The sequence below is a fragment of the Luteimonas deserti genome (assembly GCF_013425765.1).
Lineage (GTDB): Bacteria > Pseudomonadota > Gammaproteobacteria > Xanthomonadales > Xanthomonadaceae > Luteimonas > Luteimonas deserti.
This window is the reverse complement of record NZ_JACCJZ010000014.1, coordinates 44,167-68,756: the sequence shown is the minus strand read 5'-3', so window position 1 is coordinate 68,756 and position 24,590 is coordinate 44,167. Positions and strand designations below refer to the sequence as shown.

Here is a 24,590-nt window from a genome sequence, read left to right as displayed (position 1 = left end):
CTGTGAGCGGCGGTACCCCCATCGCCAACGAGATCCGGCGCCTGCGTTTCGAGCACGGCGAGATGACCCAGCAGGCGCTGGCCGATGCCTGCCGGGTCACGCGGCAGACGATCATCGCGCTGGAGGCGGGGCGCTACGCGCCGTCGCTGGAGCTGGCGTTCCGCATCGCGCGCACGTTCGGCGTCGGCGTCGAGGACGTGTTCCGGTGGGCGGCATGACGCGCGCGCGCCGGTTGAGGCGGGTACTCGGCGCCCACGGCTGCACGCTGCTGGCCCTGGTGGTGTTCGCGGCGATGACCGGCGTGCCGGCGCGCGCGCCGCTGGCCTTGCCGGGCGCAGGCGGACTGCCGCTGGCGTGGCTGTTCAATCTGCTGGCATGGATCGGGCCGGGGCTCGTCGTCGCCGGGGTCGCGCTGCGGCTGCGGGCCGGCCTGGGCGCGGGTCCCGGGCGCATCGCGGGAATCGCCCTGAATCTGCTGCTGCTCGCCGCACTGGCGTTCGCGGCCCAGGGCCTGCTGCCACTGGATGTGCAGGAACTCGATGCGGGCGCCAGTCGCTGGCACGCGCTGGCGTGGATGGTATGGAACCTGGCCTTCGCAGCCGGCGCGCTGCTGGCCGGCCTGGCGCTGCCGTCGGTGCGCGTACCGAGCCTGGGCCTGTGCGCGGTCGTCACGCTGGGGCTGCTGTCGCCCGGCGTATTCGGCGGCGGCATCGGCGAACGCGTCGTGCTGGCCTGCTGGTGGCTGTGGACCCTGGCGCTGGCATGGCGGTTGCCGCGCCAGCGCTGACGCAGCTCAGTCGCGGGGCGCCACGCCCGGTCCGCGATACACGCGACCTTCCTTCATTACGAAATCCACGCCCATCACCGCGTTGATGTCGGCGACCGGGTCGCCCGGCATCGCGATGATGTCGGCACGCTTGCCCGGCTCGATGACACCCTGATCATCGACTCCGAGCACGGTCGCCGCATGCAGGGTGGCCGACTGCAGCGCATACGCTGCCGGGATGCCGGCCTCCACCATGTAGAGGAACTCGCGGGCATTGTCGCCGTGCGGGCCGACGCCCTGGTCGGTGCCGAACGCGATCGGCACGCCGGCGCGATAGGCGCGTGCGGCGGTGTCCTGGATCATCGCGCCGATCGTCGCCGCCTTGGGGCGCACGACCTCGGGGAAATAGCCGGGCTCCTTCGCCTTGTCGGCGACGAAGCGGCCTGCGTAGATCGTCGGCACGTACCAGGTGCCGCGCTGGCGCATCAGCCGCATGACCTCGTCGTCCATGTGCGTGCCGTGTTCGATGCTGGTCACCCCGGCGAGCACCGCACGCTTCATGCCTTCGGTACCGTGCGCGTGCGCGGCGACGGTGTAGCCGTAGTCGCGCGCGGTGTCGACGATGGCCTGCACTTCGTCGACGGTGAACTGCGGCGCATCGCCCGAGCGCGCGTAACTCAGCACGCCACCGGTGGCGGTGATCTTGATCACGTCGCTGCCTTCCTTGTAGCGCTGGCGCACGGCCTGGCGCGCATCGTCGGCGGAATTGATCACACCCTCGGTCGGGCCGGGTGGGCCCATGAGATGCGAGAGCATCGAGTTGTAGCCGTTGCTCGGATCGGCGTGGCCGCCGGTGGTGGCGATCGACTTGCCGGCAGCGAAGATCCGCGGCCCGGGCACCAGACCCTGGTTGATCGCGTCGCGCAGATGCGGCGTGACCTCGCCGCCGAGGTCACGCACGGTGGTGAACCCGGCGCGGAGGGTCTTGTCGGCGTAGCCCACGGCGCGGAACGCGTAATCGACCGGGTCCAGGCGGAAGCCTTCGGAATAGCTGGCCGGGCTGGACTCCGAGCCCAGGTGCACGTGCAGATCGGTCCAACCGGGCATGCAGGTCCGGCCGTCGAGCGCGACGGGTGCGTAGCCTTCGGCAGGCGGCGCATGGCCGGCGTCCACGCGTTCGATCCGGCCGTCGGCCACCAGCACCGTGTGCGCACCGAGCACCCGTCCGGAGCGCGCGTCGAACAGGCGTTCGCACTGCAGCGCGATACGGCCCTGCGCATGCGCGGGCGTGGCCGCGCAGGCGGCGGCGAACAGGGCGAGGGCGGTCAGGGAGACACGGCGCATACGGACACTCCGGCGGACGGTCGCCGCATTGAAGCACGCCGCCACGCCCTGCGGCGGATGCACGTGTGCGGGCGCGCGGGCTGCCCGGCGCCCGGCGTCAGCCCTGGTGCGATGCGTGCAGCACGCGGTCGCGACCCGCGGCCTTGGCCCGGTAGAGCATGGTGTCGGCGACCTGCATCAGCAGCTCCGGCGTCGTGCCGTCGCCGGGGAACGTGGCGATACCGATCGATACGGTGACCGGGCCGAGGGTCTGCCCGGCATGCTGCACGGTGGCCATGCCGATCGCGCGGCGGATCTGCTCGGCCCGGGTGCAGGCGCCGGCAGCGTCGAGTTCCGGCATCACCACCGTGAACTCCTCGCCGCCGTAGCGGCAGGCGAAGTCCTCGGCGCGCACGGTGGACTGGATCAGCCGGCCGACCTGGGCCAGCAGCGCGTCACCGGCCGCGTGACCATGGGTGTCGTTGAAGCGCTTGAAATGGTCGACATCCAGCATCAGCACCGACAACGGCAGCTGGCGGCGTTCGCAGCGGTGCAGTTCCCGGCTCAGGCTCACTTCCAGATAGCGCCGGTTGAACAGGCCGGTCAGCGGGTCGCGCAGCGACTGCGTGCGCAGCGTCTCGCGCAGTTGCAGGTTGGCGACGGCCAGCCCGAGCTGTTCGGCGACCTGGCCGAGCAGCTCGATCTCGATCTCGTGGTCGCCGTCGGCCGGCAGTGCCACGTGCAGCAGGCCGAGGGCGGTGCCCTGCGCGGCGAGCGGCATGCACAGGCTGTCCATGTCGCCGCGCGCGCTGGCCACGTCGAGATGGTCGCAGCGCGGGCCCTGGCCGCCCGGGACCAGGTGCGGCTGGCCGCGCCTCAGCGCCCAGCACTGGTTCGGCAGCACGCTGTCCGCACTCGCGGCCGGGGCATCGCCGAAGGTCGCGGCGATCTCGTAGAAATCCTGCGAGGCGCGGAACAGGTAGCACTCGCCGCCGACGCCCGGCACCAGCGCATGGATGGTCTCCCCGGTCAGGCGCAGGATCTCGTCACGCGTCTCGCAGCTCTGCAACATGCCCGAATACCGGCTCAGGGCGTGACGCTGCCGGGACAGGCGGTCGATCCGGCGCATCGTGTTGGCCATTTCCTGCGAGGCCTGGCGCGTCTTGCGCTCCAGTGCGCGCACGCGGCTGTTCTCGCGCACGACATTCCACATCAGCAGGCCCATCAGCAATGCCGACAGCACCGTGCCCGACACCACGATCGCGGTCAGGCGCAGGCCCTGACGCTGCGCGTGCGCCTTGCGGTCCTGGAGCATGCGGGTCTCGCCGCGCCGCAGCTGCGTCGCCGCGGTTTCGATCGCGCGCCACTGGCGCAGCGTGGCCGCAGCGTCCGTCGCCTGGCGGGCGGCCTCCGCGCCCTCCACCTCCTGCAGGTCGTAGAGCCTGCGCAGGTCGGCGGCGTGGGCATTGGCCGCGTCGCGCAGCGCATGGGCCGGCGCCGCCTGGGCGGGATCGTCTTCGACCAGGGCGACCAGGCGGGCGGCCGCGGCGTCGACACCTGGCAGGGCGGCCAGAAACTGGCTGCGGAACTCGGGATGCCCGGTGAGCCGGTAGGCGCGGGCATTGGCTTCGGTCGCCCGCACCGCGCGATCGGTGACCTCGATGGCGTGGATCACCTGGTAGGTGTGCTCGGTCCACGCATTGCTTTTGCGCAGTCCGGCCACGCCCAGCACGCTGGCGACACCGACGCCGACCAGGGCCACGACGGCGACGGCGAACAGCGGAATGCGGTAATGCGACAGGCGCGAGCGGGAACCGGGCACGGGACGCGGGCAGGGGACGGGCCGCGCAGTCTAGCCGCTGGGCGGCGCCGCGTCCGGCGGGAGGCCCGGACGCGGCGTGCGGGCGTGCGATGGCTGCGGTAGGCTTGCCGGCTGTCCTCCGCTCCCCGTCATGGCCGTGTCCAGCGAATCCGTCGTCGTCGATCCCAACGCCTACCAGCCCACCCCGGTGGAATCCGACGCCCAGCGGTTCTGGACCTCGACCCGCGCGTTCGAGGTCGCCGAGCGGGCCGACAAGCCGAAGTACTACTGCCTGTCGATGCTGCCGTACCCGTCGGGCGCATTGCACATGGGCCATGTGCGCAACTACACGCTCAGTGACGTCATCAGCCGCTACCAGCGCATGACGGGCAAGAACGTGCTGCAGCCGATGGGCTGGGACGCATTCGGCCTGCCGGCCGAGAACGCCGCGATCAAGAACGCGACCGCGCCGGCCAAGTGGACCTACGCCAACATCGACCACATGCGCGGCCAGCTGCAATCACTGGGCTATGCGATCGACTGGAGCCGCGAGTTCGCGACTTGCGCTCCGGACTACTACGTCCACGAGCAGCGCATGTTCGTGCGGCTGATGAAGAAGGGTCTGGCCTACCGCCGCAACTCGGTCGTCAACTGGGATCCGGTCGACCAGACCGTGCTCGCCAACGAGCAGGTCATCGACGGCCGCGGCTGGCGCTCGGGCGCCGTGGTGGAGAAGCGCGAGATTCCGCAGTGGTTCCTCAAGATCACCGCCTATGCGCAGGAACTGCTCGACGGCCTGGACACGCTGAGCGGCTGGCCGGAGTCGGTCAAAACCATGCAGCGCAACTGGATCGGCCGCAGCGAGGGCCTGGAGTTCGCGTTCGACATCAAGGGCAGTGATGACAAGCTCGCGGTCTACACCACGCGCCCCGACACACTGATGGGCGTGACCTTCGTGTCGGTCGCCGCCGAGCATCCCTTGGCGATGCGTGCTGCGGAAACCGATGCGGATCTGGCGGAGTTCATCGCCGACCTGCGCCGGGGCGGCGTCTCCGAGGCCGAGCTGGAAACCCAGGTCAAGCGCGGCATGGACACCGGTGTGCGCGCGATCCACCCCGTCACCGGTGAAGAGATTCCCGTCTGGGTCGCCAACTTCGTGCTGATGGGCTACGGCACCGGCGCGGTCATGGCCGTGCCCGGTCACGACCAGCGCGACTGGGAGTTCGCCAAAGCCTACGGCCTGCCGATCAGGATGGTGGTCGTGCCCGGCGAGGTCCGTGACGCGCTGCAGGAGATCGGCCGTGACCGCCGCAGCGGCGCCGACCCGATGCGATCGGCCCTGGGCAGCGGCGCAGCGCTCGATGTCTATGACACGGGCGTGGCCGTGCAGGTCGTGCAGGACTTCGAACGCCGCATCGCCGAAGAAGGCGCGTATACCGACCGCGGCTGGCTGGTGAACTCCGGCGAATTCGACGGGCTCGATTTCCAGCAGGCGCTCGATGCCCTGGCCGCCCGATTCGAATCGGAAGGCCGCGGCAATCGCAAGGTCAATTACCGCCTGCGCGACTGGGGCGTCAGCCGCCAGCGCTACTGGGGCTGCCCGATTCCGGTGATCTACTGCGGCGCCTGCGGCGCGGTGCCGGTGCCCGAGGACCAGTTGCCGGTGCTGCTGCCCGAGGACGTCGAGGACGCATTCGCGAATCCGGGCGTGGTGCAGTCGCCGATCAAGTCGAACCCCGAGTGGCGCAAGACCACGTGTCCGACCTGCGGTGGTGCGGCCGAGCGCGAGACCGACACGTTCGACACCTTCATGGAGTCGAGCTGGTACACCGCGCGCTACACCTCGCCCGGCGCGGCTGACATGGTCGACGAGCGCGCCGACTACTGGACGCCGGTCGACCAGTACATCGGCGGCATCGAGCACGCGATCCTGCACCTGCTGTATTTCCGCTTCTACCACCGCCTGATGCGCGACGAAGGCCTGGTGCGCAGCGACGAGCCGGTGATCAACCTGCTGACCCAGGGCATGGTGATCGCCGATACCTTCTATCGGGAACAGGGCAACGGCGCCAAGGACTGGATCAACCCGGCCGATGTCGAGATCGTCCGCGACGACAAGGGCCGGATCACCGGCGCGACCTCGAAGCTCGACGGCCAGCCGGTGTCGATCGGCGGCACCGAGAAGATGTCCAAGTCGAAGAACAACGGCGTCGATCCGCAGTCGATGATCGCCAAGTACGGCGCCGACACCGTGCGCCTGTTCTCGATGTTCGCCGCGCCGCCCGAGCAGTCGCTGGAGTGGAACGAGGCCGGTGTCGAAGGCATGTCGCGCTTCCTGCGCCGGCTGTGGAACCAGGTGCAGAAGCACGTGCAGGGCGGGGAAGCCGGCGCGTTCGATGTCGCTGCGGCCACGCCCGCGCAGAAGACCCTGCGCCGCCAGCTGCACGAGGCGATCCAGAAGGTCGGCGACGACTACGGCCGCCGCCACAGCTTCAACACCGCGATCGCCGCGGTGATGGAGCTGCTCAATCACGTCGGCAAGTTCGACGAGGCCGATGCCAATGCGCGCGCGCTGCGCCAGGAGACGTTCGAGACCATCGTGCTGCTGCTCAATCCGATCACCCCGCACGTCAGTCACGCCTTGTGGCAGCAGCTGGGCCATGCCGAGACCCTGCTCGAGGACGTGCCGTTCCCGCAGGCCGATCCGGCCGCACTGGTCCGCGATGCGCTCACGCTGGCGGTCCAGGTCAACGGCAAGCTGCGCGGCACGATCGAGGTCGCGGTCGACCTGCCGAAGGACGCGATCGAGGCGATGGCGCTCAATGAGCCCAATGTCGCCAAGTTCCTCAGCGAGCTGACGGTGCGCAAGGTCATCGTCGTGCCCGGCAAGATCGTCAACATCGTCGCGGCCTGAACCCCGCGACGCCTCGACCCGCATCTGCACCCGCGTTGCTTGCCGCCCCCGTCCCCCTCGTCCAGACTGCCGCCCATGAGCCTCTTCCGACCGATCCGTCTGGCCGCTGCCGCCCTCGCCCTGTCCGTGCTGGTCTCCGCCTGCGGGTTCCACCTGCGCAATGCGCTGACCCTGCCGCCGGACCTCGGCCCGGTGGACGTCGTGTCCGGGGATCCCTACAGCCGTCTCGCGCGCTCGGTGGAGCGAGCGCTCGCCGCCGCGGGTGCGGACGTGGCCGGGGAGGATGCGGTCGATACCGCGGTGCTCGACATCCAGTCCGAGCGCTGGGCCGCCCTGCCTGCCAGCCTCGATGCCCAGGGCCGCGCACAGGAATACACGCTGCGGTATGCGGTGGTGTTCTCGATGCGCGATGCCGACGGCCGCGACATCGTGCCCCAGCAGGCGATCGAGCTGGCCCGCGACTATCTGGCGCTGCCGGCCGACTCGATCGGCGCCGATTCCGAGCGTGAACTGCTTTCCCGCGAGCTCGAACGCGAGATGACCGCCTCGATCATCCGCCGGATCGATGCCGTGTTCCGCAACCCGCAGGAACGCTCGCGCGAGTGAGCCGCCTGCCGCACGCCCGCCGCGCGCCGTGGAACTGACCCCCGAACGCCTCGTCGCGCAGCTCGAACGCGAGCCTCTTCGCCCGGCCTACCTCGTGGCCGGGCCGGAGCCGCTGCGTGTACTCGAAGCTGCCGACGCCGTGCGCGTGGCCGCGCGTGCCCAGGGCGTCGCCGAGCGCGAGGTGTTCGAGCAGGAAGGTCGCGACGTCGACTGGAACGCGCTGGAAGCGACCTTCCGCGCGCCCAGCCTCTTCGCCTCGCGCCGTCTGGTGGAGGTGCGGCTGCCGACCACCAAGCCGGGCAAGGAGGGCGCCCAGGTCATCGCCGGCTTCTGCGCCGATCCACCGGCCGACGTCACCCTGCTGGTGACCGGCGGCGAGTGGAGCCGCCAGCACGGTGGCAAGTGGAGCGAGGCGATCGCCTCGGTCGGGCATGTCGTGGTCGCGTGGCAGGTCAAGCCGCACGAACTCGAGGGTTGGATCGAGGCACGCCTGCGCAGCCGCAAGGTCCTCGCCGACCGCGCCGCCGTGCAGCAGCTGGCCGAGCGCGTGGACGGCAACCTGCTGGCCGCGGCGCAGGAGGTCGACAAACTCGCCTTGCTGGCCGAAGGCCAGACCCTAGACGCCGAGCGCATGCAGGCCCTGGTGGCCGACGCCGCGCGGTTCGACGTCTTCCGCCTGCTCGACGCGGCGATGAACGGCCAGGCCGCCCAGGCCGTGCGCATGCTGGCCGGCCTGCGTGCGGAAGGCGAAGCCGTGCCGGCGCTGATGGGCATGGTGGTGATGGAACTCGCGCGTGCCGCGAGCCTCGCCCAGGTGCAGGCGCGCGGCGGCAACGTGGCCGCCGAATTCAAGGCCCAGCGCATCTGGGACGCGCGCCAGGCGGGTTATCGGCGGGCGCTGCAGCGGCATCCCGCGCCGCGCTGGGAGCGCTTCGTCGCCGAGGCCGGACGCGTCGACCGCATCGCCAAGGGCCGGGGGCGCTGGGGCCAGGACCCCACGGATGCCTGGCTGGCGCTGGAGCGCCTGCTGGTCGCGGTCGCCGACGCCCGCGCCGGCGCCCTGCTGGCGGCCTGATTCCACGGCGTGGACGTGTTCCTGGTCTACGGCGGTACCTTCGACCCGATCCACCGCGGCCATCTGGCGATCGCCTGCGCAGCGCGCGATGCATTGCGCTGCACGGTCCATGTCGTGCCTGCATCGGATCCGCCGCACCGGGCTCCGCCCGGCGCCGACGCCGGCCAGCGTGCGGCGATGGTCGCGATCGCGATCGCCCACGTGCCCGGTCTGGTGCTGGACCGGCGCGAACTGCAGCGCGGCGGGCGCAGTTATACGGTCGAGACGCTCGCGGAACTCCGCGCCGCGCTGGGGCCGCGCCGCCCGCTCGCGTGGCTGGTCGGCGCCGACAGCCTGCTGGGGCTGTCCGGCTGGCATCGTTGGACCTCGTTGTTCGACCTGGCGCATCTGGTCGTCGCCGAGCGTCCCGGCAGCGGACTCGATGACGCGATACCCGGCGTGCTGGCGGACGCCCTGCGGGCGCGCTGGACCGAACGACCGGATGATCTCGCCGCCGCGCCCGGGGGGCGGGTGTTGCGCCTGCGTCAGCCGCTGTCGCTGGTTTCGGCGACGGAGGTCCGCGCGCAGCTGGCACGCGGCGCACCGGTCGACGCCCTGCTGCCTCCGGGGGTGGCCGCATTCATCGAGGCGACGGGGCTGTACCGGCCGGCGCCGGGCGCTTCGCTATAATCGCCGACGCCTTTCACGAGCCTGCACCCTTGTCCAATCCCGCACACGTCATCAAGACCCGCCTTCCCGAACCTCCGCCTGCGCCCGATGTCCTGCTGAAGATGGCGCTCGAGGCGGTGGACCATCTCAAGGCCGTGGAGGTCGTCGACATCGATGTGCGCGGCCGCAGCAGCGTCTGCGATTTCATGGTGATCGCCTCGGGGACATCGAGCCGCCACGTGAAGTCGATCGCCGACGAGGTGGTCAAGCGCGCCAAGCAGCTCGACTGCCAGCCGCTCGGTGTGGAAGGCGAACGCGAAGCGGAATGGGTGCTGGTCGACCTCGGCGACGTGGTCGTACACGTCATGCTGCCGCGGGTGCGCGAGTTCTATGCGCTCGAGCGCCTGTGGACCGTCGGCGACCAGCCGCCGGACGAGGATCGCGGCCCGCGTGGCGGGCGCTGACCGCCTGCCGTTGATCCCCGTCGTCGGCGGTGGCCGGCGATGAAGGCGACCCTCGTCGCCGTCGGCGAGCGCGCCCCGCCCTGGGTGGCGGAGGGGTTTGCCGAGTACCGCAAGCGGTTGTCGCACTGGCTGCCGCTGGACCTCGTCGAAATCGAGCCCGGCCTGCGCGGCAAGGGCCGGGATGCCGCGCGCGCGACCAGTGACGAGGGCGGGCGTGTCCTCGCCGCCCTGTCGCGCGATACATGTGTGGTCGCACTGGACGGCCGCGGGCGCATGCATTCGTCGGAGGATCTGGCCCGGCGCCTCGAGCACTGGCGCATGCAGGGCCGCGATCTGGCGTTTTTGATCGGCGGGCCGGAAGGGCATGCCCCCGAGGTGCTCGCCCGGGCCGACGAACGCTGGTCGCTCGGACCATTGACCCTTCCGCACATGCTGGTGCGCCTGGTGCTGGCCGAGCAGGTCTACCGGGCCGCTGCGATGCTCGCCAACCATCCCTATCACCGGGCGGGCTGATCGCCCTCGATAAGCGAGCCCCCATGAAATGACTTCGTCCGGCGCGACGCTGCCGCGGACCCGGCGCTGCCCGTCCGTGGGTCGGCGTCGGGACATGGACCGTCGCGAACGGTGGGCAGCGGCCGGAACGGGTGGCGGGAGCCCGGTATACCGGGGGCGCATCTCGAGTGCGCCGATCCCCGCGGACGCCGTTCGACGTCCGCGGGCACAGCCTCAGCCGCGTGCGAGGTCGAAGCTGATCGGCACCAGGCCGACGGCTTCCACCGCCTGCCCGTCACGCATCGCAGGCTGGAACGACCAGCTGCGCTGCACATGGCGCAGAGCCGCGCGGTCCAGCTCCCGATGGCCGCTGCTGCGATGCACGCGCACGTCGAGCGGCCGGCCATCGACCCCGACGTGCACCTCCAGCACCACCACGCCCTGCGCCCCGGCCAGCAGCGCCGCGCGCGGATACACCGGCGCCGGCGCATGCGCGTACTGCAACGCGGCGCCGGCGAGCGGCGTCTGATCCGGAGGGGTCCACGCCGCAGCGGTCGCAGGCTCGTCGCCGATCGGCGTCACCGCTTCAGCAGGAATCGCGGAGTCAGCCGGCACCGACGATGCGACGGCGGGGTCCACGGGCGCGCGCAGGGCCGGCGGTGAAGCCGTTCGCGGGGCGGGCGGGGCGGGCAGCTCGAGTGCGGGAAGCGGCTCGGGCGGACGCGGGGGCACCGCCGGGGCGGTGATCCAGCGCATGTCGAGGCCGCGGTCCGGCAAGGCCTCACGCGCGATGTCGCGGGAGGCCGGCACCAGCAGCACCATCAGGATCACCCCGTTGAACGCCAGGGTGCCGGTCAGTCCGATCACGCGCACCGGATCGGGTCGGGTGTCGGCGGACGCGGGCATCCGCCCGCGGAGTCCAGCATGTTGCAGTTCCATGCACCACCTCCTGCCACGCGGGCCGGGTTGGCCCGTCTCGACCGGTAACGCGGCAGCGGGGGCAACGGGGTCGACCGTTGCAGGCGCGGCGCGTCTTCAGTGCACGCTGCGCCGGGCTCCGGCGCGCCGACAAGGCCGTGCCGACGGGCGGACATGCACGGGGGGCAGGCGGCAGGTCGCATCGCGCGCGATGGCTCTCGCTTCGAAGCGTCCGGCGGTCGCGCCGCGGGCGCATGCGCGGTCGCCTCCGGGGCGGGCGCCGGAACGCAGACAGGCCCGCGCATGGCGGGCCTGTCCGGACGTCGCTGCGACGATCACTCGCCCGGGGTGGTCTCGGGTTCGCGGTCGAGGCCGCCGTCGTCGGGCTCGGGATCGGGCATGGCGCCCTGCTCGGCCACGTCCTGCTTGTCGCGCGGCTGCTTCTCGGCGTAGCCCGGCGTTTCGTCGGCGGTGGGACTGTGTGGTGGCGTGTCTTTGCGGTCGGGCATGTCAGCGTCCAAGTTCGAATACCACGTCCAGATTGACCCCGAGCGTGGTTTCTCCGGGTGAAACCGGCGGCGCCGCATCCTCCGCCATCGCACGCATCGCCATCATCGGCCTCGGGGGCGCGAAGCCGCCGCCTTCGCTGATGCTGACGATCCGGCGCACGCGCATGCCGAGCGAGGCGGCGTAGACCTCGGCCCGCTGCTGCGCCTTCTTCAGCGCCGCGGCGCGCGCCTGGTCCTGCATGCCGTCGGCATCGGCGATCTCGAACGTCGGGCCGTTGATCTGGTTGGCGCCACTGGCGACCAGTGCGTCGAGCACGGCGCCCAGACGGGCCAGGTCGCGCACCCGCAGGTTGACCGTGTTGCTGGCCTGGTAACCGGTGATCGTGGGCGGCTGGTTTTCCGCGTAGCGGTATTGCGGATTGAGATTGATGCCGGAGGTCTGCACATCGCGCTCGGCGATGCCCGCGGCGCGGATCGCGGCGGTCAGCCGGGTCATCTGATCCGAATTGGCGCGCATCGCAGCGTTGGCGTCCGCGGCCTGGGTCACGACACCCGCCGACAGGGTGGCGATGTCCGGCGTCCGGCTGGCCTCGGCATTGGCGGAGATCGACAGCAGCGTGCCGTCGCCGGCGGCCGTCAGGGCGTTTGGGGTCTGCGCGACGGCGCTGGTCATGGCGACGAGTCCTGGAACGAGGCAGGTGGCGAGCAGCAGGGGGCGAAGCCGGGTGATGCGCATGGAGGTCTCCGGAAGGTGGCGACGAGGGTCGTCAGGATCCGGTGAACGGGTCGTGAGCCGGAACGGGGTTACGCCGATCGCCGTCCGGGCCGTCCCGGCCGTGCACGGTATCCTTGGACCATGCTGCTTCTGGCTTCGCAATCCCCCCGCCGTCGCGCCCTGCTGGCCCGCCTCGGACTGCCGTTCGAGGTGGTCGACGTGACCGTGCCCGAACAGCGGGAGCCGGGCGAGGCCGCGGCCGAGTATGTGCGCCGGGTCGCGCGCGAGAAGGCGGGCGCCGGCCTGCTCGCGGTCGCCGCGGCGGCCGACGCGGTGGTGCTCGGTGCCGATACCGAAGTCGTGCTCGACGGCGAGGTGTTCGGCAAGCCGCGCGACGACGCCGATGCCGCGCGGATGCTGCGCCGGTTGTCGGGTCGTACCCACGACGTGATCTCGTCGGTGGCGCTGGTCTCGGCCGGGCGCGAGGCCTGGGCGACCGTGATCACCGAGGTGACGTTCGATGCACTGGACGCCGCCACCATCGCCGCCTACGTCGCCAGTGGCGAGCCGCGCGGCAAGGCCGGCGCGTACGCGATCCAGGGCGGCGCGGAACTGTTCGTCAGCCGCATGGCAGGCAGCCATTCGGGCGTGGTCGGACTGCCGCTGCAACAGACCGCCGCGCTGCTGCGCGGCTTCGGATTGGAACCGCGGCCCTTCGCTGCGCATGACGGGGCCTGACAGCGCATGTCCGAGGAGATCCTGATCAACGTGACGCCCCGCGAAACCCGCGTGGCGGTGGTCGAAAACGGCATGCTGCAGGAGCTGCACATCGAGCGCGGCTGGCGCCGGGGCGTGGTCGGCAACATCTACAAGGGCAAGGTGCAGCGGGTGATGCCCGGCATGCAGGCCGCTTTCGTCGACATCGGCCTGGAGCGTGCGGCATTCCTGCACGCCAACGATGTCGTCCGCCCGCCGCAGGCGACGGGCGAGGGGGACCACCTGTTCCCGGCGCCCGCACCGACACTGCCGGTCGCCGAGCTGTTGCGCGACGGCCAGGACATCATCGTGCAGGTGGTCAAGGACCCGATCGGCAGCAAGGGTGCGCGGCTGACCACGCAGATCAGCATTCCCTCGCGCTACCTGGTGCTGTTGCCGCAATCGCGCGCGGTCGGCGTTTCGGCGCGGATCGAGGACGATGCCGAGCGCATGCGGCTCAAGACGCTGGTCTCCGAACTCGCCGCTGCGACCGGAGGCCACGGCTACATCGTGCGCACCAATGCCGAAGGGCAGAGCGCCGAGGCGCTGGCGGAGGACATCGCCTATCTGCAGCGCGCGTGGGCGTTGATCGAGCACACCACCACCGAGGCCCGGGTGGGTGCCCGGGTGTACGAGGACCTGACCCTGCCGATGCGTGCGGTGCGCGACCTGATGCGCCGCGACGTCGACAAGGTCAAGGTCGATTCGCGGGACACCTACGAAAAACTCTGCCAGTTCGCCGCCCAGTACCTGCCGGCGCCCGGCCCGGCCGAGCAGGCACGGCTGGTCGACCGGATCGAGTGCTACACGGGCAACCGGCCGATCTTCGATCTCTACGGGGTCGAGGACGAAATCCAGCGCGCGCTCAACAAGGACGTTCCGCTGAAGTCCGGCGGGTACCTGGTGATCGACCAGACCGAGGCGATGACCACGGTCGACGTCAACACCGGCTCGTTCCTGGGCCAGCGCAACCTGGAAGAGACGGTCTACCGGACCAATCTCGAAGCGGCGCAGGCGGTGGCCCGGCAGCTGCGGCTGCGCAACCTCGGCGGCATCATCATCATCGACTTCATCGACATGGTGGATCCGGAGCACCGCCGGCAGGTGCTGCGGACGCTGGAGAAATCCCTGTCGCGGGACCACGCCAAGACCACGGTCTACGACTTCTCGCCGCTGGGGCTGGTGGAGATGACCCGCAAGCGCACGGTCGAAAGTCTGCAGCGCCAGCTCGGGGAGACCTGCAGTGCCTGCGGCGGGCGTGGCATCGTGAAGACGATCGAGACGGTGACCTACGAGATCTTCCGCGAGATCGTGCGCGCGGTACGCCAGTTCGAGGCGGAACGCCTGCTGGTGATCGCATCGCCGCGGGTGGTGTCGATGATCACCGACGAGGAATCCGCGGCCGTGGTGGAGCTGGAGGAGTTTCTCGGCAAGACCATCCGCTTCCAGGCCGACGAGCAGTATCTGCAGGAGCAGTTCGACGTTGTGCTGCTCTGAGCGCGGCTGCCGGGTGTCGCGATGAGCGCCGCCTGGCCCAGGCGTCTGCGCCGCGTGCATGCGGGGGCCTGGTACACCGTCGCCGCGAGCCTGGTGCTGGTGGCGATCGTCGCCGTCGTGCTGGCGCAGCTGGCCTTGCCGTGGGTGGAGCGCAATCCGCGCGCGGTCGAACGCTGGCTCAGCGAGCGCAGTGGCCGGCCGGTGGCGTTCGACACCCTGGACACACGCTGGACCCGGCGCGGTCCGCTGCTCCAGGTGACCGGGCTGCGGATCGGCGAGGCCGGCGCCGGCGTGCCCGTGGCGCGCGCGGAGATCCAGGTCTCGCCGTACACGGGTCTGTGGCCGGGTCGCTCGCTTACCGAACTCCGCCTGCACGGCCTCGATCTGACGCTCGTACGCGCCGACGACGGCCGCTGGCAGGTGCGGGGCTTGCCCGGCGCCTCGGAGACGGACGACGATCCCCTCGCGGCGCTCGAAGGCCTCGGCGAACTGCAGGTGATCGGCGCGCGACTTGCGATCGATGCGCCCTCGCTGGCGCTCCGGCACACCCTGCCGCGGGTCGACCTGCGGCTGCGCGTGGACCGCCGACGCGCGCGTGCAGCGGCGCGGGCGTGGATCGAGGACGGCGCCGCGCCGCTCGACCTGCGTTTGAACCTGGACCGCCGGGAGGGCACGGCGCGCGCCTACGTCGCGATGCCGCGCAACGATCTCCAGGTCTGGTCGCCCTTGCTCGCGCCCACCGGGGTGGCGATCCACGCGGGGCACGGCCGGGTCGCGGTCTGGCTGGAGCTCGAGGAGCGCCGGGTGGTGGCGGCGACGGCCGACGTCGCGCTGGACACGCTGGTGCTCCAGCGCGCGGACACCGCAGAACCGGCGGCCGCCGACACGGTGGGATTCGACGGGGTGCAGGCGCGCCTGCGCTGGAGCCACGCCGATGGCGACTGGCGCATCGACGCGCCGCGGCTGCGCATCGTGCAGCAGCGACGCGAGCAGGTCCTCGACGGACTGGTGGTCGCGGGTGGTGGCCGCTGGGCGATGCAGGCGGCGCGGGTCGAGATCGCGCCGCTGCTGGCGCTGCTGGGGCTCGGCGATCGCGTGCCGGAGACGCTGCGTGCGTGGCTGAACGACGCCGCCCCGCACGCCGTATTGTCGGACGTCGAGTTCGCCGCCGTGCCCGGCGGGCCGATGCGCCTGTCGGCGCGCGTCGACGCCCTCGGATTCGCGCCGGTCGATACCCGGCCCGGCATCGACGGGCTGGCCGGTACCCTCGCCGGCGACGGGCACGGCCTGGTGTTCCGGCCCGATCCCGCTGCGGCGATCACCTTCGACTGGCCGGTCGGCTTCGGCGATCCGCACCGGGTGCGTCTGCATGGCGATGTGGTCGCCTGGCGCGACGGGGGCGACTGGCAGGTCGCGACTCCGGGCCTGCGCGTCGAAGGTGAGGGCTACGCGGCCGATGCCCGCGGCGGCGTGACCTTCCAGGGCGACGCGTCCCGGCCGCGGATGGACCTGGCGGCGCGGGTCGACACCTCGGCGATACCGGTCGCGCGCCGGTTCTGGGTGCGGCACACGATGCCCGAGGCTGCGCGCGAATGGCTGGACATGGCGCTCGTCTCAGGCGACGTGCAGGGCGGGCGTGCCGTCGTCGCCGGCGATCTCGACGACTGGCCGTTCAGCGCTGCCGATGGCGACGATCGCAAGGGCGTCTTCACCGCCGAGGCGCGCCTGTCCGGCGCATCCATCCGGTTCCAGCCCGACTGGCCGGCGATGGACGCGCTGTCGGGACGGCTGCGTTTCCTCAACGACGGCTTCGTGCTGGACGAGGCGAGCGGGGAGCTCGGCGGGGTGCCGGTGCGCGATATCGAGGCGAGCATGGCGCGCTACTCGACGAGCCCGGTGCTGGTCCGCGCTTCGGCCGGCACCGATGCCACCCGCCTGCTCGGGTTGCTGCGGCGCAGTCCGTTCCACGCGCGGCATGCCGAGATCCTCGACAATCTCGACGTGCGCGGACCGGCGCGCGCCGCCGTGACCGTGACGGTGCCCCATGGTGCGCCGGTCGTGATCGACGGCAGCGTGAGGCTCGATGGCGTCGCGGTGCGCGAGTCGCGCTTCCATCTCGCCTTCGCGGAGGTCCGTGGCGAGGGCCGCTTCGACAACGACGGGTTCGCCGCGGAGCGCCTCGCAGTGCGTCGGGACGGCGAGACCGGCACGCTCGGCCTGCGTGCCGGCGACGGACATGTGCGCGACCGCGCGCAGGCCTTCGAGGCCGAGCTCGACATGCGTCTGTCGGCCTCCGAACTGCTCGCCCGCGCCCCCGATCTCGACTGGCTGCGTCCGCACGTCACCGGCAGCGCGCCGTGGCGGGTGCAGGTGACGGTACCCGACGGCCCCGATGGCGCGCAGCCCGCGCAACTGCTGTTGCGCTCTGACCTCGCCGGCACCGCCCTCGCCCTGCCGGCACCGCTCGACAAGCCGGCCCAGCAGCCCCTGCGCACGACGATCGAGACCGCGCTCCCGTTCGATGCCGGTGACATCTCGGTTGCGTTCGGCGACCGTCTCGCGGTGCGCGCCCGGACCCGGGGCGAACGCACCGGGGTGCGGGTGGCGTTCGGGAGCGGCCGGGTGCTCCAGGCGCCGCCGGCAACCGGGCTGGCCGTGGGCGGGCGCACGCCGGTGCTGGATCTCGTCGACTGGCTGGGCTTGCGCAGGGGCGGAGACGGCGAGGGCCTCACGCTGCAGGCGCTCGACCTGACCGCCGGCGACCTGCGGCTGCCGGGTGCGCGGCTCGGCCAGACCCGCCTGACCGCGGCGCGGCGCGACGGCGGCACGGCACTGCGTCTGGACGGTGCGGCCCTGGCCGGCGACTTGCACCTCCCGGACGCCGACGGCGCGCCGGTGATCGTGGCCCTGCAGCGCCTGCACTGGCCCGCGCCCACGCCGAAGCCCGAGGCCGCCGCAGCGACACCGGCTCGCGTGGCGGAGGCCGGGCCGTCGCCTGCCGACGCGATGGATCCGTCCGCGCTGCCGCCGCTGCAGCTGCGGGTGGACGAGCTGCGCGTGGGCGCGATGGCGCTGGGTTCGGCCACCGCCCGCACGCGGCGCATTCCCGGCGGCCTGCAGGTCGAGACACTGCGGATCCGGGCGCCCCAGCACCGGATCGACGTCGACGGACGCTGGACCGGGCGCGGCGCGTCGGCACGCACCGCGCTGGAAGCGGGCGTGGAGAGCGAGGATTTCGGACGCCTGCTGTCCGGGCTCGGGTTCGCCGGCAGCATCGTCGGTGGGCAGGGCCGGGTCGATCTGCAGGCAGGTTGGGGCGGAGGGCCTGCGGCCTTCGATGTCGCCTCGCTCGAGGGCGTGCTGCAGCTCACCATCAAGGACGGGCAGCTGGTCGAGGTGGAGCCCGGCGCGGGCCGGGTGCTCGGCCTGCTGAGTCTCACCGAACTGCCGCGACGGCTGACCCTCGATTTTCGCGATTTCTTCAACCGCGGCTTCGGCTTCAGCCGGATCGCCGGCGACGTGCGTTTCGCCCGCGGGCAAGCACGCAGCGACGGGCTGACGATTGACGGCCCCGCCGCCGAGATCCGTATCCGCGGCAGCGCCGATCTGGCAGCGCGGACCCACAACCAGACCATCGAGGTGCTGCCCAAGACCGGCAATCTGCTGCCGGCGGTCGGTGCCCTGACCGCAGGGCCCGTGGGCGCGGCCGTCGGCGCAGTGGCCAACGCGGTACTGCGTCGGCCGCTGGCCGAAATGGGCGCGCGCAACTACCACGTCAGCGGTCCCTGGCAGGACCCGAAGGTCGAGGTGGTCGAACGCCGCGACGGCGCGCAGGCCGCGCCCGGCCGGCCACCGGCGCCACGACCGCAGGCGGCGGACTAGCGGCTGACAGCGCGGTTCCGGGCCCCCGCAGGGCCGATGTCGGCGCGTCGCGCCGGGCATCCATTGTGCGGGGGAGACGACGTCGACGATCCGCGTGACCGCGATTCCGCAGCACGTGAGGCGCCTGGCATGGCTCGCGGTCTACCGCGACCACCGCATCCGACGGTGCGGTCGTCATCTGCGGCCGGGGGTGACGACCGTGGATCGATCGGCACCGATGCCGCGTCCCGTTCGACCGATGCGCGGCGCGCGGAGACGCGTTGACGCCATCCGACGCGGCGACGCCGCGAAGACGCGCGGGCTGGCGTCAATGCGGCCCGGCTCCGGCCCGGATCGGCTTGCCATTCGGGCCCATGCCCCCACACTGGACGGATGACCGAATCCCAGATCGCCACCGGTGACGCGCTGACACTCGCGCAGAGCCGCCTGCTGCTGCCCGCCGGCCTCGACGCCGTGAACCTCGACCGCACGTTCTCCGCCCTGCTCGGGCCCGGGATCGATTTCGGCGACCTGTATTTCCAGCATTCGCGACGCGAGAGCTGGTCGGTCGAGGACGGCATCGTCAAGAGCGGCTCGCACGCGATCGAGCAGGGCGTCGGCGTGCGCGCGATCAGCGGCGAGAAGACCGGCTTCGCGTATTCCGACGACATCGATGCGGTCGCGCTGCTGGGCGCGGCGCAGTCGGCGCGTGCGATCGCGCGCGACGGCCGCGCGCATGCACCGCAGGCGCTGGCACGCGGCCGCACGCACGACCTGTATCCCGCGAGCGACCCGATCGACGCGCTGGGCAGCGCCGAGAAGGTCGAGGCGCTGCGCCGCATCGACCGCCTGCTGCGCGCCGCCGATCCGCGCGTGCAGCAAGTGATGGTGAGCCTGTCGGGCGGCGTGGACACGGTGCTGGTCGCGCGCAGCGACGGCGTGCTGGCCGGCGACGTGCGCCCGCTGGTGCGGCTCAACATCCAGGTGCTGGTCGAACAGGGCGGCCGCCGCGAATCCGGCTATTCCGGCTACGGCGGGCGCTATTCCTACGCCGAACTGCTCGGCGACGGGCGTCCGGAGCATTTCGCGCGCGAAGCGCTGCGACAGGCGCTGGTGAACCTGGACGCGATCGATGCGCCCGCCGGCGTAATGCCCGTGGTGCTCGGGGCCGGCTGGCCCGGCGTGCTGCTGCACGAGGCGGTCGGACATGGGCTGGAAGGCGACTTCAATCGCAAGGGCACCAGCACCTACGCCGGTCGCCTCGGCCAGCGCGTGGCCTCGCCCGGCGTGACCATCGTCGACGACGGCACGCTCGACGGCCGCCGCGGCTCGCTCAACGTCGACGACGAGGGCACGCCCACGCAGTGCACCACGCTGATCGAGGACGGCGTGCTCACCGGCTACATGCAGGACACGCTCAACGCGCGGCTGTCCGGGGTTGCGCCCACCGGCAACGGCCGCCGGGAATCCTTCGCGCATCTGGTGATGCCGCGCATGACCAATACCTACATGCTGGCCGGCCAGGACGATCCGCAGGACATGATCCGCTCGGTCAAGAAGGGCCTGTACGCGGTCAATTTCGGGGGCGGCCAGGTCGACATCACCAGCGGGAAATACGTGTTCTCGGCGACCGAGGCCTATCTGATCGAGGACGGGAAAATCACCGCGCCGGTCAAGGGCGCGACGCTGATCGGCAACGGCCCGGAGACGATGCAGCGCGTGCGGATGATCGGCCACGACATGGCGCTCGACGACGGTGTCGGCGTCTGCGGCAAGGACGGACAGAGCGTGCCGGTCGGCGTCGGCCAGCCATCGCTGCTGATCGATCAGCTCACCGTCGGCGGCACGCAGGCTTGAGAGCCGGCGTGCGGGATTCGGGCGCCGCGACCCGGCGTGGCGTGATGCTGCGAGCGGTCAGGTCCATCGCTCCCGCCTGTGCGGCCAGGACGGGGCGTGACACTCAACGCTGGTCGGCGTCCGCGTCGTCGGGGCTGTCGTCGACGCCGCCGTCGTTGTACGCATCGTCGGCAACGGCGTCGTCCGGCACAGACGATGCCCCGGCGAACACGTCGCGCAACTCGCGGAACAGCTCGCGGAAGCTCGCAGGTGGCTTGTTCTTCGCGCGCTCGGCCAGCGTGTTGCGGACCAGCTGGCGCAGGCGCTGGCGGTCGGCATTGGGATATTCGTCCAGCAGCGCGGCCAGCGCGGTGTCGCCCCCGTCGAGCAGGCGCAGGCGCCACTGCTCGGCGCGGTGCAGGCGCGCGGTGTCGACACGAGCCGCTTCGCCGCCGGCATCGAGCGCATCGCGCAGCGCATGCAGGGTCTCGTCGTCCTCGCGGCGCATCTGCTTGGCCAGGAACGCCATCTGCCGCTTGCGCGCGATGTGGGAGGTGATGCGCCGGGTGTCGGCGATGTGCGGCATCAGGGTGTCGGGCACCGGCAGCCTGGCCAGCCGGCCGTCGGGTAGATCCACCAGGGCCTCGGCCAGGGCCAGCACTTCCAGGGCTTCGCGCCGGTTCTGCTTGCGGCTGGGGCCCAGGTACTCGCCGCTGTCTTCGTCTACGCCTCTCATTGCAACAGGATAAGCCATTGACCACTTCGATATTTCCCGAGATGGCGCCGGCCGCCGACGATTCGGCCGCCCGGCTCGACGCGCTCGCCGAGGTGTCCCAGCGCCTGCTGGCGCATTGCCGCGCGCAGGGTGCGAGCCAGGCGGAAGTCTCGTGCTCGGAAGACGCGGGCCTCAGCGTGAACGTGCGCATGGGCGAGGTGGAGACGGTGGAATCCACTCGCGACCGCGGGCTCTCGGTGACGGTGTACTTCGGCCAGCGCAAGGGCAGCGCAAGCACCGCGGACCTGCGCGAGGCCAGCCTGGCTGCAACCGTGGAGCAGGCCTGCGCGATCGCGCGCTTCACCGAGGACGATGCGGCGTCCGGCCTGGCGGATGCGGCGCTCATGGCGCGGCCTGGTCCCGACGGCCGCTTCCCCGAGTTCGACGGCTGGCATCCCTGGGCGCTCGAGGCCGATACCGCGGTGGACCTCGCGCTCGCCTGCGAAGCCGCCGGCCGGGACGGCGACGCGCGGATCCGCAATTCCGACGGCGCCTCGGTGTCGACCTCGCGCTCGCTCGCCGTGTATGCCAACAGCCACGGCTTCGTCGGTGTCGAGCGCGGCGCCTACCACAGCCTCGGTTGCGCGCTGATCGCCGGCGAAGGTGACGCGATGCAGCGCGATGGCTGGTACAGCATCGCACTGGCGCCGGGCGACCTCGAATCTCCGGCCTCGATCGGCCGGCGCGCGGCCCAGCGCACGCTGGCCCGGCTCGATCCGCGGCCGATCCCCACCGGCCGGTACCCGGTGCTGTTCCAGGCCGAGGTGGCGCGCTCGCTGATCGGTCACCTGCTGGGCGCCGTGTCGGGCGGGGCCCTGTACCGGCGTGCGTCGTTCCTGCTCAACAGCGTCGGCACCACGCTTTTTCCGGACTGGTTCTCGATCCACGAGCGTCCGTTCCTGCCCCGCGGCTTCCAGTCCGCGGCGTTCGACGCCGAGGGTGTGGCGACGCGCGAATCCCCGCTGGTCGAGGCCGGCGTGCTGCGTCGCTACGTGCTCGGCAGCTACTCCGCGCGCCGGCTCGGCCTGGAGACCACCGGCAACGCCGGCGGCGTACACAACCTCGAGATCGCGGCCAATGCCGGCAGTCTCGACGACATGGTCCGAACGATGGGGCGCGGGCTGCTGGTCACCGAGCTGATGGGCCAGGGCGTCAACGCGGTCACCGGCGATTATTCGCGGGGCGCGGCCGGATTCTGGGTGGAAGGCGGCGAGATCCGGCACGCCGTGGACGGCATCACCATCGCGGGAAACCTGCGGCAGATGTTCGCCGACATCCAGGCCGTGGGCGACGACGTCGACCTCCGTTCGCACGTGCGCACCGGCTCGATCCTGCTCGGCGGCATGACCGTTGCCGGCACGGATTGACGGTATCCTCGACGGGCGCCGCGAGAGCGGCGATCGACTGCCATCATCAAACCGGGGAAAGTTCCATGAACGAGTTCAACGAAGCACCCGTCGTCGGCGTCAGCCAGGACGACCGCACGCTGGCGATGCTGACCCACCTGTCGTGCATCCTGTTCAATTTCGTGGTGCCGCTGATCGTCTGGCTGGTGCACAAGGACAAGGCCGACAAGGCGTTTCTGGTCGACCAGTCGAAGGAAGCACTGAACTTCTGCATCACCACGATGATCGTCTACGTCGGTCTCTTCATCCTGACCATCCTGACCCTCGGCCTGGCCAGCCCGTTGTCGTTCCTGTTCTGGATCGTCACCATCGTGTTCTTCGTGATGGCCGGCCTGAAAGCCAATGCCGGCGAGACCTACCGCTATCCCTTCGCGTTGCGCCTGATCAAGTAAGCGCAGGCGGTGCTCCCACGGGCCCCGGCGTTCGCGCCGGGGCCCGTCGCGTTTGGGGGGGCGCGTCCGGACACCGCGGCCCCTGTCTTCGGTTGGGTTGCATGCGTCGGCGGGGGCGCCATAGTGGACCGGTCGCCACACGATCCGTCCCGAGGAGGCTGCCATGTCCACCACGCCCGTCCCGTTGCACACCGTCTCCGACAGCGAGCGCCAGTGGGCGGCCGGGGTCCACGTCGGCGCCTTGGTCCTGGCGTTGCTGACGAGCTGGGTATCGGGGGCCGCCGGAGCGGCGGTGGCCGGTGTCGTCTACCTGGTCAAGCGCGACCACAGTCGGTTCGCCGCAGCGCATGCGCGCGAGGCGCTGAACTTCAACATCAGCATGTTTCTTTACGCCTGCGCGCTGGGTGTGCTCGGCGTGGTCCTGCTCGGCGCCACCGTGCTCACCCTCGGGCTCGGCGTCCTGGTGACCCTGCCGCTCGGCCTGGTGCTGGTGGCCGCGGCCTGTGCGCTGGCGCTCGCCTGGCTGGTCTGCAGCATCGTTGCCGCGATCCGCGCCTGGCATGGCGAGATGTACCGCTATCCGTTGACGATCCGCCTGATCCGCGGCTGAGTCGTACGCCGGGCGCGCTGCCCGGGTTCAGTGATCGCGTTCGATCGCCCGCCGGCCGAGTTCGGCAAGGGGGGCGGCGGCTTCGCCGAAGGGCGCGAGTGCCTCGCGCATGCGCAGCGCGAGCGTCTCGAGCCGGGCGCGCGATGCGTCCAGGCCGAGCAGCGCCGGGAAGGTGGCCTTGTCCTGGGCAGCGTCCTTGCCGGGGGTCTTGCCCAGCGTGTCCCGATCGCCTTCGACATCGAGCAGGTCGTCGCGGATCTGGAACGCGAGTCCGAGCGCCGCGGCGAAGTCGTCCAGGCGCGCCCGGGTGGGCGTGTCCACGCCGGCTGCCAGCGCGCCCAGCGCCACCGCCGCGCGCAACAGGGCGCCGGTCTTCAGCGCGTGCAGACGTTCGAGGGCGGCGACGTCGCGGATGCTGCCGTTGCCCGTCGCCGCGAGATCGAGCGCCTGTCCACCACACATGCCGCCGGCGCCGGATGCGCGCGCCAGCACCTCGACCATTGCCAGGCGTGTGAGTGGCGGCACCGGGGTCGCCTCCGCCGAGGTCGCCGCGAGCAGCGAAAACGCCAGTGTCTGCAGGGCGTCACCGGCGAGGACCGCCGTCGCCTCGTCGAAGGCGACGTGCACCGTCGGCTGGCCACGGCGCAGGGCGTCGTCGTCCATCGCGGGCAGGTCGTCGTGGACCAGCGAATAGGCATGGACCAGTTCCACTGCTGCCGCGGGTGCGTCGGCAACGCCCGCAGCCGCGCCGAAGGCCTCGGCGGTGGCGTGCACCAGCAGCGGGCGCATGCGTTTGCCGCCCAGCAGCACGGCGTGGCGCATGGCGGCCAGCAGCCGCGGCTCGCTGTCGCGGCAGCCGTCCAGTGCGCGCTGGAGCGCGTCGTCGGTGCGTACGCGCCAGGAATCGATCCGCTCCGCGATTGCCCGGGCGTCCACTGCGGGGGCGGCCTCAGGCATCGGCGGGATCGACATCAGCTGCGCCGAAGGGCTGCGCGCGTTCCGGAGTCGACGGATCGCTGAGCAGGCGCACGCGCAGTTCCGCATCCTCCAGCGCCTGCTGGCAGCGCCGGTAGAGGCCGACGCCGCGCTCGTAGGCGCCCAGCGAGTCCTCGAGTGTCATCTCGCCGCCCTCCATGGTCTCGACCAGGGCTTCGAGCTGGCCGAGGGCGCTTTCGAAATCGGCGACCGGGGACGGGGGTTTCGCAGGTGTCTTGGGCATGCCCCGA

23 protein-coding genes are annotated in these 24,590 nt (G+C 71.5%); 15 read left to right on the top strand and 8 right to left on the bottom strand.

The window, feature by feature from the left end; all coding sequences use genetic code 11:
• Positions 1-2 precede the first annotated feature (2 nt).
• Together H0E82_RS07655 and H0E82_RS07650 are read left to right on the top strand one after the other, a co-directional pair.
• Positions 3-218 carry a helix-turn-helix transcriptional regulator gene (locus H0E82_RS07655; RefSeq protein WP_180544874.1) on the top strand — a complete coding sequence of 72 codons (216 nt, stop codon included), beginning with the start codon at positions 3-5 and terminating at the stop codon, positions 216-218.
• Positions 215-787: a DUF998 domain-containing protein gene (locus H0E82_RS07650; protein WP_180544873.1), complete on the top strand. Its 573-nt coding sequence runs from the start codon at positions 215-217 to the stop codon at positions 785-787. The genes H0E82_RS07655 and H0E82_RS07650 overlap by 4 nt, the downstream gene beginning before the upstream one ends.
• A gap of 6 nt (positions 788-793) precedes the next feature.
• Here H0E82_RS07650 and H0E82_RS07645 read toward each other — a convergent pair whose 3' ends face one another.
• Both H0E82_RS07645 and H0E82_RS17000 read right to left on the bottom strand, forming a co-directional pair.
• A complete protein-coding gene (locus tag H0E82_RS07645) occupies positions 794-2,110 on the bottom strand; it encodes a metal-dependent hydrolase family protein (protein WP_180544872.1) in 1,317 nt (438 codons plus the stop codon).
• Positions 2,111-2,207: 97 nt separating this feature from the next.
• Complete coding sequence (locus H0E82_RS17000; protein ID WP_180544871.1) at positions 2,208-3,911, bottom strand: sensor domain-containing diguanylate cyclase; 1,704 nt, start codon at positions 3,909-3,911, stop codon at positions 2,208-2,210.
• Positions 3,912-4,041: 130 nt separating this feature from the next.
• On the opposite strand from H0E82_RS17000, the gene leuS reads away from it, so the two are divergent.
• The 6 genes from leuS to rlmH all read left to right on the top strand — a co-directional run bounded on the left by leuS (position 4,042) and on the right by rlmH (position 10,110).
• Positions 4,042-6,804: a leucine--tRNA ligase gene (gene leuS, locus H0E82_RS07635; RefSeq protein WP_180544870.1), complete on the top strand. Its 2,763-nt coding sequence runs from the start codon at positions 4,042-4,044 to the stop codon at positions 6,802-6,804.
• Positions 6,805-6,879: 75 nt separating this feature from the next.
• Positions 6,880-7,410 carry an LPS-assembly lipoprotein LptE gene (locus H0E82_RS07630; RefSeq protein WP_180544869.1) on the top strand — a complete coding sequence of 177 codons (531 nt, stop codon included), beginning with the start codon at positions 6,880-6,882 and terminating at the stop codon, positions 7,408-7,410.
• A 28-nt stretch (positions 7,411-7,438) separates the two neighbouring features.
• Positions 7,439-8,485 (top strand): DNA polymerase III subunit delta, encoded by a 1,047-nt coding sequence (gene holA / locus H0E82_RS07625; protein ID WP_180544868.1) that lies wholly within the window; start codon positions 7,439-7,441, stop codon positions 8,483-8,485.
• A 9-nt stretch (positions 8,486-8,494) separates the two neighbouring features.
• Positions 8,495-9,154, top strand: a complete 660-nt coding sequence (gene nadD, locus H0E82_RS07620) for a nicotinate-nucleotide adenylyltransferase (protein ID WP_180544867.1) — start codon at positions 8,495-8,497, stop codon at positions 9,152-9,154.
• Positions 9,155-9,183: 29 nt separating this feature from the next.
• On the top strand, positions 9,184-9,597 hold the full coding sequence (gene rsfS, locus H0E82_RS07615) for a ribosome silencing factor (RefSeq protein ID WP_180544866.1): 414 nt from the start codon (positions 9,184-9,186) through the stop codon (positions 9,595-9,597).
• 39 nt (positions 9,598-9,636) lie between these two features.
• A complete protein-coding gene (rlmH, locus tag H0E82_RS07610; RefSeq protein ID WP_180544865.1) occupies positions 9,637-10,110 on the top strand; it encodes a 23S rRNA (pseudouridine(1915)-N(3))-methyltransferase RlmH in 474 nt (157 codons plus the stop codon).
• Positions 10,111-10,323: 213 nt separating this feature from the next.
• On the opposite strand, the gene H0E82_RS07605 is transcribed toward rlmH, so the two are convergent.
• The 3 genes from H0E82_RS07605 to H0E82_RS07595 form a co-directional block, all read right to left on the bottom strand.
• Positions 10,324-10,995: an energy transducer TonB gene (locus H0E82_RS07605; protein ID WP_180544864.1), complete on the bottom strand. Its 672-nt coding sequence runs from the start codon at positions 10,993-10,995 to the stop codon at positions 10,324-10,326.
• A gap of 347 nt (positions 10,996-11,342) precedes the next feature.
• Positions 11,343-11,516, bottom strand: a complete 174-nt coding sequence (locus H0E82_RS07600; protein ID WP_180544863.1) for a hypothetical protein — start codon at positions 11,514-11,516, stop codon at positions 11,343-11,345.
• A gap of 1 nt (position 11,517) precedes the next feature.
• A complete protein-coding gene (locus tag H0E82_RS07595; protein ID WP_180544862.1) occupies positions 11,518-12,252 on the bottom strand; it encodes an SIMPL domain-containing protein in 735 nt (244 codons plus the stop codon).
• Between the two features lie 120 nt (positions 12,253-12,372).
• On the opposite strand from H0E82_RS07595, the gene H0E82_RS07590 reads away from it, so the two are divergent.
• The 4 genes from H0E82_RS07590 (at position 12,373) to tldD (ending at position 20,202) form a co-directional block, all read left to right on the top strand.
• Entirely contained in the window at positions 12,373-12,969 is a 597-nt protein-coding gene (locus H0E82_RS07590; protein ID WP_180544861.1) for a Maf family protein, read from the top strand.
• A 6-nt stretch (positions 12,970-12,975) separates the two neighbouring features.
• Entirely contained in the window at positions 12,976-14,484 is a 1,509-nt protein-coding gene (rng, locus tag H0E82_RS07585) for a ribonuclease G (protein WP_180544860.1), read from the top strand.
• A gap of 21 nt (positions 14,485-14,505) precedes the next feature.
• Entirely contained in the window at positions 14,506-18,366 is a 3,861-nt protein-coding gene (locus H0E82_RS07580) for a YhdP family protein (protein ID WP_180544859.1), read from the top strand.
• 372 nt (positions 18,367-18,738) lie between these two features.
• Positions 18,739-20,202: a metalloprotease TldD gene (gene tldD / locus H0E82_RS07575; RefSeq protein ID WP_180544858.1), complete on the top strand. Its 1,464-nt coding sequence runs from the start codon at positions 18,739-18,741 to the stop codon at positions 20,200-20,202.
• Between the two features lie 103 nt (positions 20,203-20,305).
• Here the strand turns inward: tldD and yjgA are convergent, their stop codons facing one another.
• A complete protein-coding gene (yjgA, locus tag H0E82_RS07570; RefSeq protein WP_180544857.1) occupies positions 20,306-20,917 on the bottom strand; it encodes a ribosome biogenesis factor YjgA in 612 nt (203 codons plus the stop codon).
• A 41-nt stretch (positions 20,918-20,958) separates the two neighbouring features.
• On the opposite strand from yjgA, the gene pmbA reads away from it, so the two are divergent.
• The 3 genes from pmbA to H0E82_RS07555 all read left to right on the top strand — a co-directional run bounded on the left by pmbA (position 20,959) and on the right by H0E82_RS07555 (position 23,364).
• Positions 20,959-22,323 carry a metalloprotease PmbA gene (gene pmbA / locus H0E82_RS07565; protein ID WP_180544898.1) on the top strand — a complete coding sequence of 455 codons (1,365 nt, stop codon included), beginning with the start codon at positions 20,959-20,961 and terminating at the stop codon, positions 22,321-22,323.
• Between the two features lie 65 nt (positions 22,324-22,388).
• Positions 22,389-22,754, top strand: a complete 366-nt coding sequence (locus H0E82_RS07560; protein WP_180544856.1) for a DUF4870 domain-containing protein — start codon at positions 22,389-22,391, stop codon at positions 22,752-22,754.
• A gap of 163 nt (positions 22,755-22,917) precedes the next feature.
• The gene (locus H0E82_RS07555; RefSeq protein ID WP_180544855.1) at positions 22,918-23,364 is read left to right on the top strand and encodes a DUF4870 domain-containing protein; all 447 of its coding nucleotides are present in this window, start codon (positions 22,918-22,920) and stop codon (positions 23,362-23,364) included.
• Between the two features lie 27 nt (positions 23,365-23,391).
• Here the strand turns inward: H0E82_RS07555 and H0E82_RS07550 are convergent, their stop codons facing one another.
• Positions 23,392-24,321 carry a farnesyl diphosphate synthase gene (locus H0E82_RS07550; protein WP_180544854.1) on the bottom strand — a complete coding sequence of 310 codons (930 nt, stop codon included), beginning with the start codon at positions 24,319-24,321 and terminating at the stop codon, positions 23,392-23,394.
• Positions 24,314-24,583 (bottom strand): exodeoxyribonuclease VII small subunit, encoded by a 270-nt coding sequence (locus H0E82_RS07545; RefSeq protein WP_180544853.1) that lies wholly within the window; start codon positions 24,581-24,583, stop codon positions 24,314-24,316. The genes H0E82_RS07550 and H0E82_RS07545 overlap by 8 nt, the downstream gene beginning before the upstream one ends.
• Between the last annotated feature and the right edge of the window lie 7 nt (positions 24,584-24,590).

Excerpts from the sequence above, each read along its gene's own strand:
- H0E82_RS07650 (WP_180544873.1), top strand. The coding sequence starts at position 215 with ATGACGCGCGCGCGCCGGTTGAGGCGGGTACTCGGCGCCCACGGCTGC.
- H0E82_RS07645 (WP_180544872.1), bottom strand. The coding sequence starts at position 2,110 with ATGCGCCGTGTCTCCCTGACCGCCCTCGCCCTGTTCGCCGCCGCCTGC.
- leuS (WP_180544870.1), top strand. The coding sequence starts at position 4,042 with ATGGCCGTGTCCAGCGAATCCGTCGTCGTCGATCCCAACGCCTACCAG.
- H0E82_RS07630 (WP_180544869.1), top strand. The coding sequence starts at position 6,880 with ATGAGCCTCTTCCGACCGATCCGTCTGGCCGCTGCCGCCCTCGCCCTG.
- rlmH (WP_180544865.1), top strand. The coding sequence starts at position 9,637 with ATGAAGGCGACCCTCGTCGCCGTCGGCGAGCGCGCCCCGCCCTGGGTG.
- H0E82_RS07605 (WP_180544864.1), bottom strand. The coding sequence starts at position 10,995 with ATGCCCGCGTCCGCCGACACCCGACCCGATCCGGTGCGCGTGATCGGA.
- H0E82_RS07600 (WP_180544863.1), bottom strand. The coding sequence starts at position 11,516 with ATGCCCGACCGCAAAGACACGCCACCACACAGTCCCACCGCCGACGAA.
- H0E82_RS07595 (WP_180544862.1), bottom strand. The coding sequence starts at position 12,252 with ATGCGCATCACCCGGCTTCGCCCCCTGCTGCTCGCCACCTGCCTCGTT.
- H0E82_RS07590 (WP_180544861.1), top strand. The coding sequence starts at position 12,373 with ATGCTGCTTCTGGCTTCGCAATCCCCCCGCCGTCGCGCCCTGCTGGCC.
- rng (WP_180544860.1), top strand. The coding sequence starts at position 12,976 with ATGTCCGAGGAGATCCTGATCAACGTGACGCCCCGCGAAACCCGCGTG.
- H0E82_RS07580 (WP_180544859.1), top strand. The coding sequence starts at position 14,506 with ATGAGCGCCGCCTGGCCCAGGCGTCTGCGCCGCGTGCATGCGGGGGCC.
- tldD (WP_180544858.1), top strand. The coding sequence starts at position 18,739 with ATGACCGAATCCCAGATCGCCACCGGTGACGCGCTGACACTCGCGCAG.
- yjgA (WP_180544857.1), bottom strand. The coding sequence starts at position 20,917 with ATGAGAGGCGTAGACGAAGACAGCGGCGAGTACCTGGGCCCCAGCCGC.
- pmbA (WP_180544898.1), top strand. The coding sequence starts at position 20,959 with ATGGCGCCGGCCGCCGACGATTCGGCCGCCCGGCTCGACGCGCTCGCC.
- H0E82_RS07560 (WP_180544856.1), top strand. The coding sequence starts at position 22,389 with ATGAACGAGTTCAACGAAGCACCCGTCGTCGGCGTCAGCCAGGACGAC.
- H0E82_RS07555 (WP_180544855.1), top strand. The coding sequence starts at position 22,918 with ATGTCCACCACGCCCGTCCCGTTGCACACCGTCTCCGACAGCGAGCGC.
- H0E82_RS07550 (WP_180544854.1), bottom strand. The coding sequence starts at position 24,321 with ATGCCTGAGGCCGCCCCCGCAGTGGACGCCCGGGCAATCGCGGAGCGG.
- H0E82_RS07545 (WP_180544853.1), bottom strand. The coding sequence starts at position 24,583 with ATGCCCAAGACACCTGCGAAACCCCCGTCCCCGGTCGCCGATTTCGAA.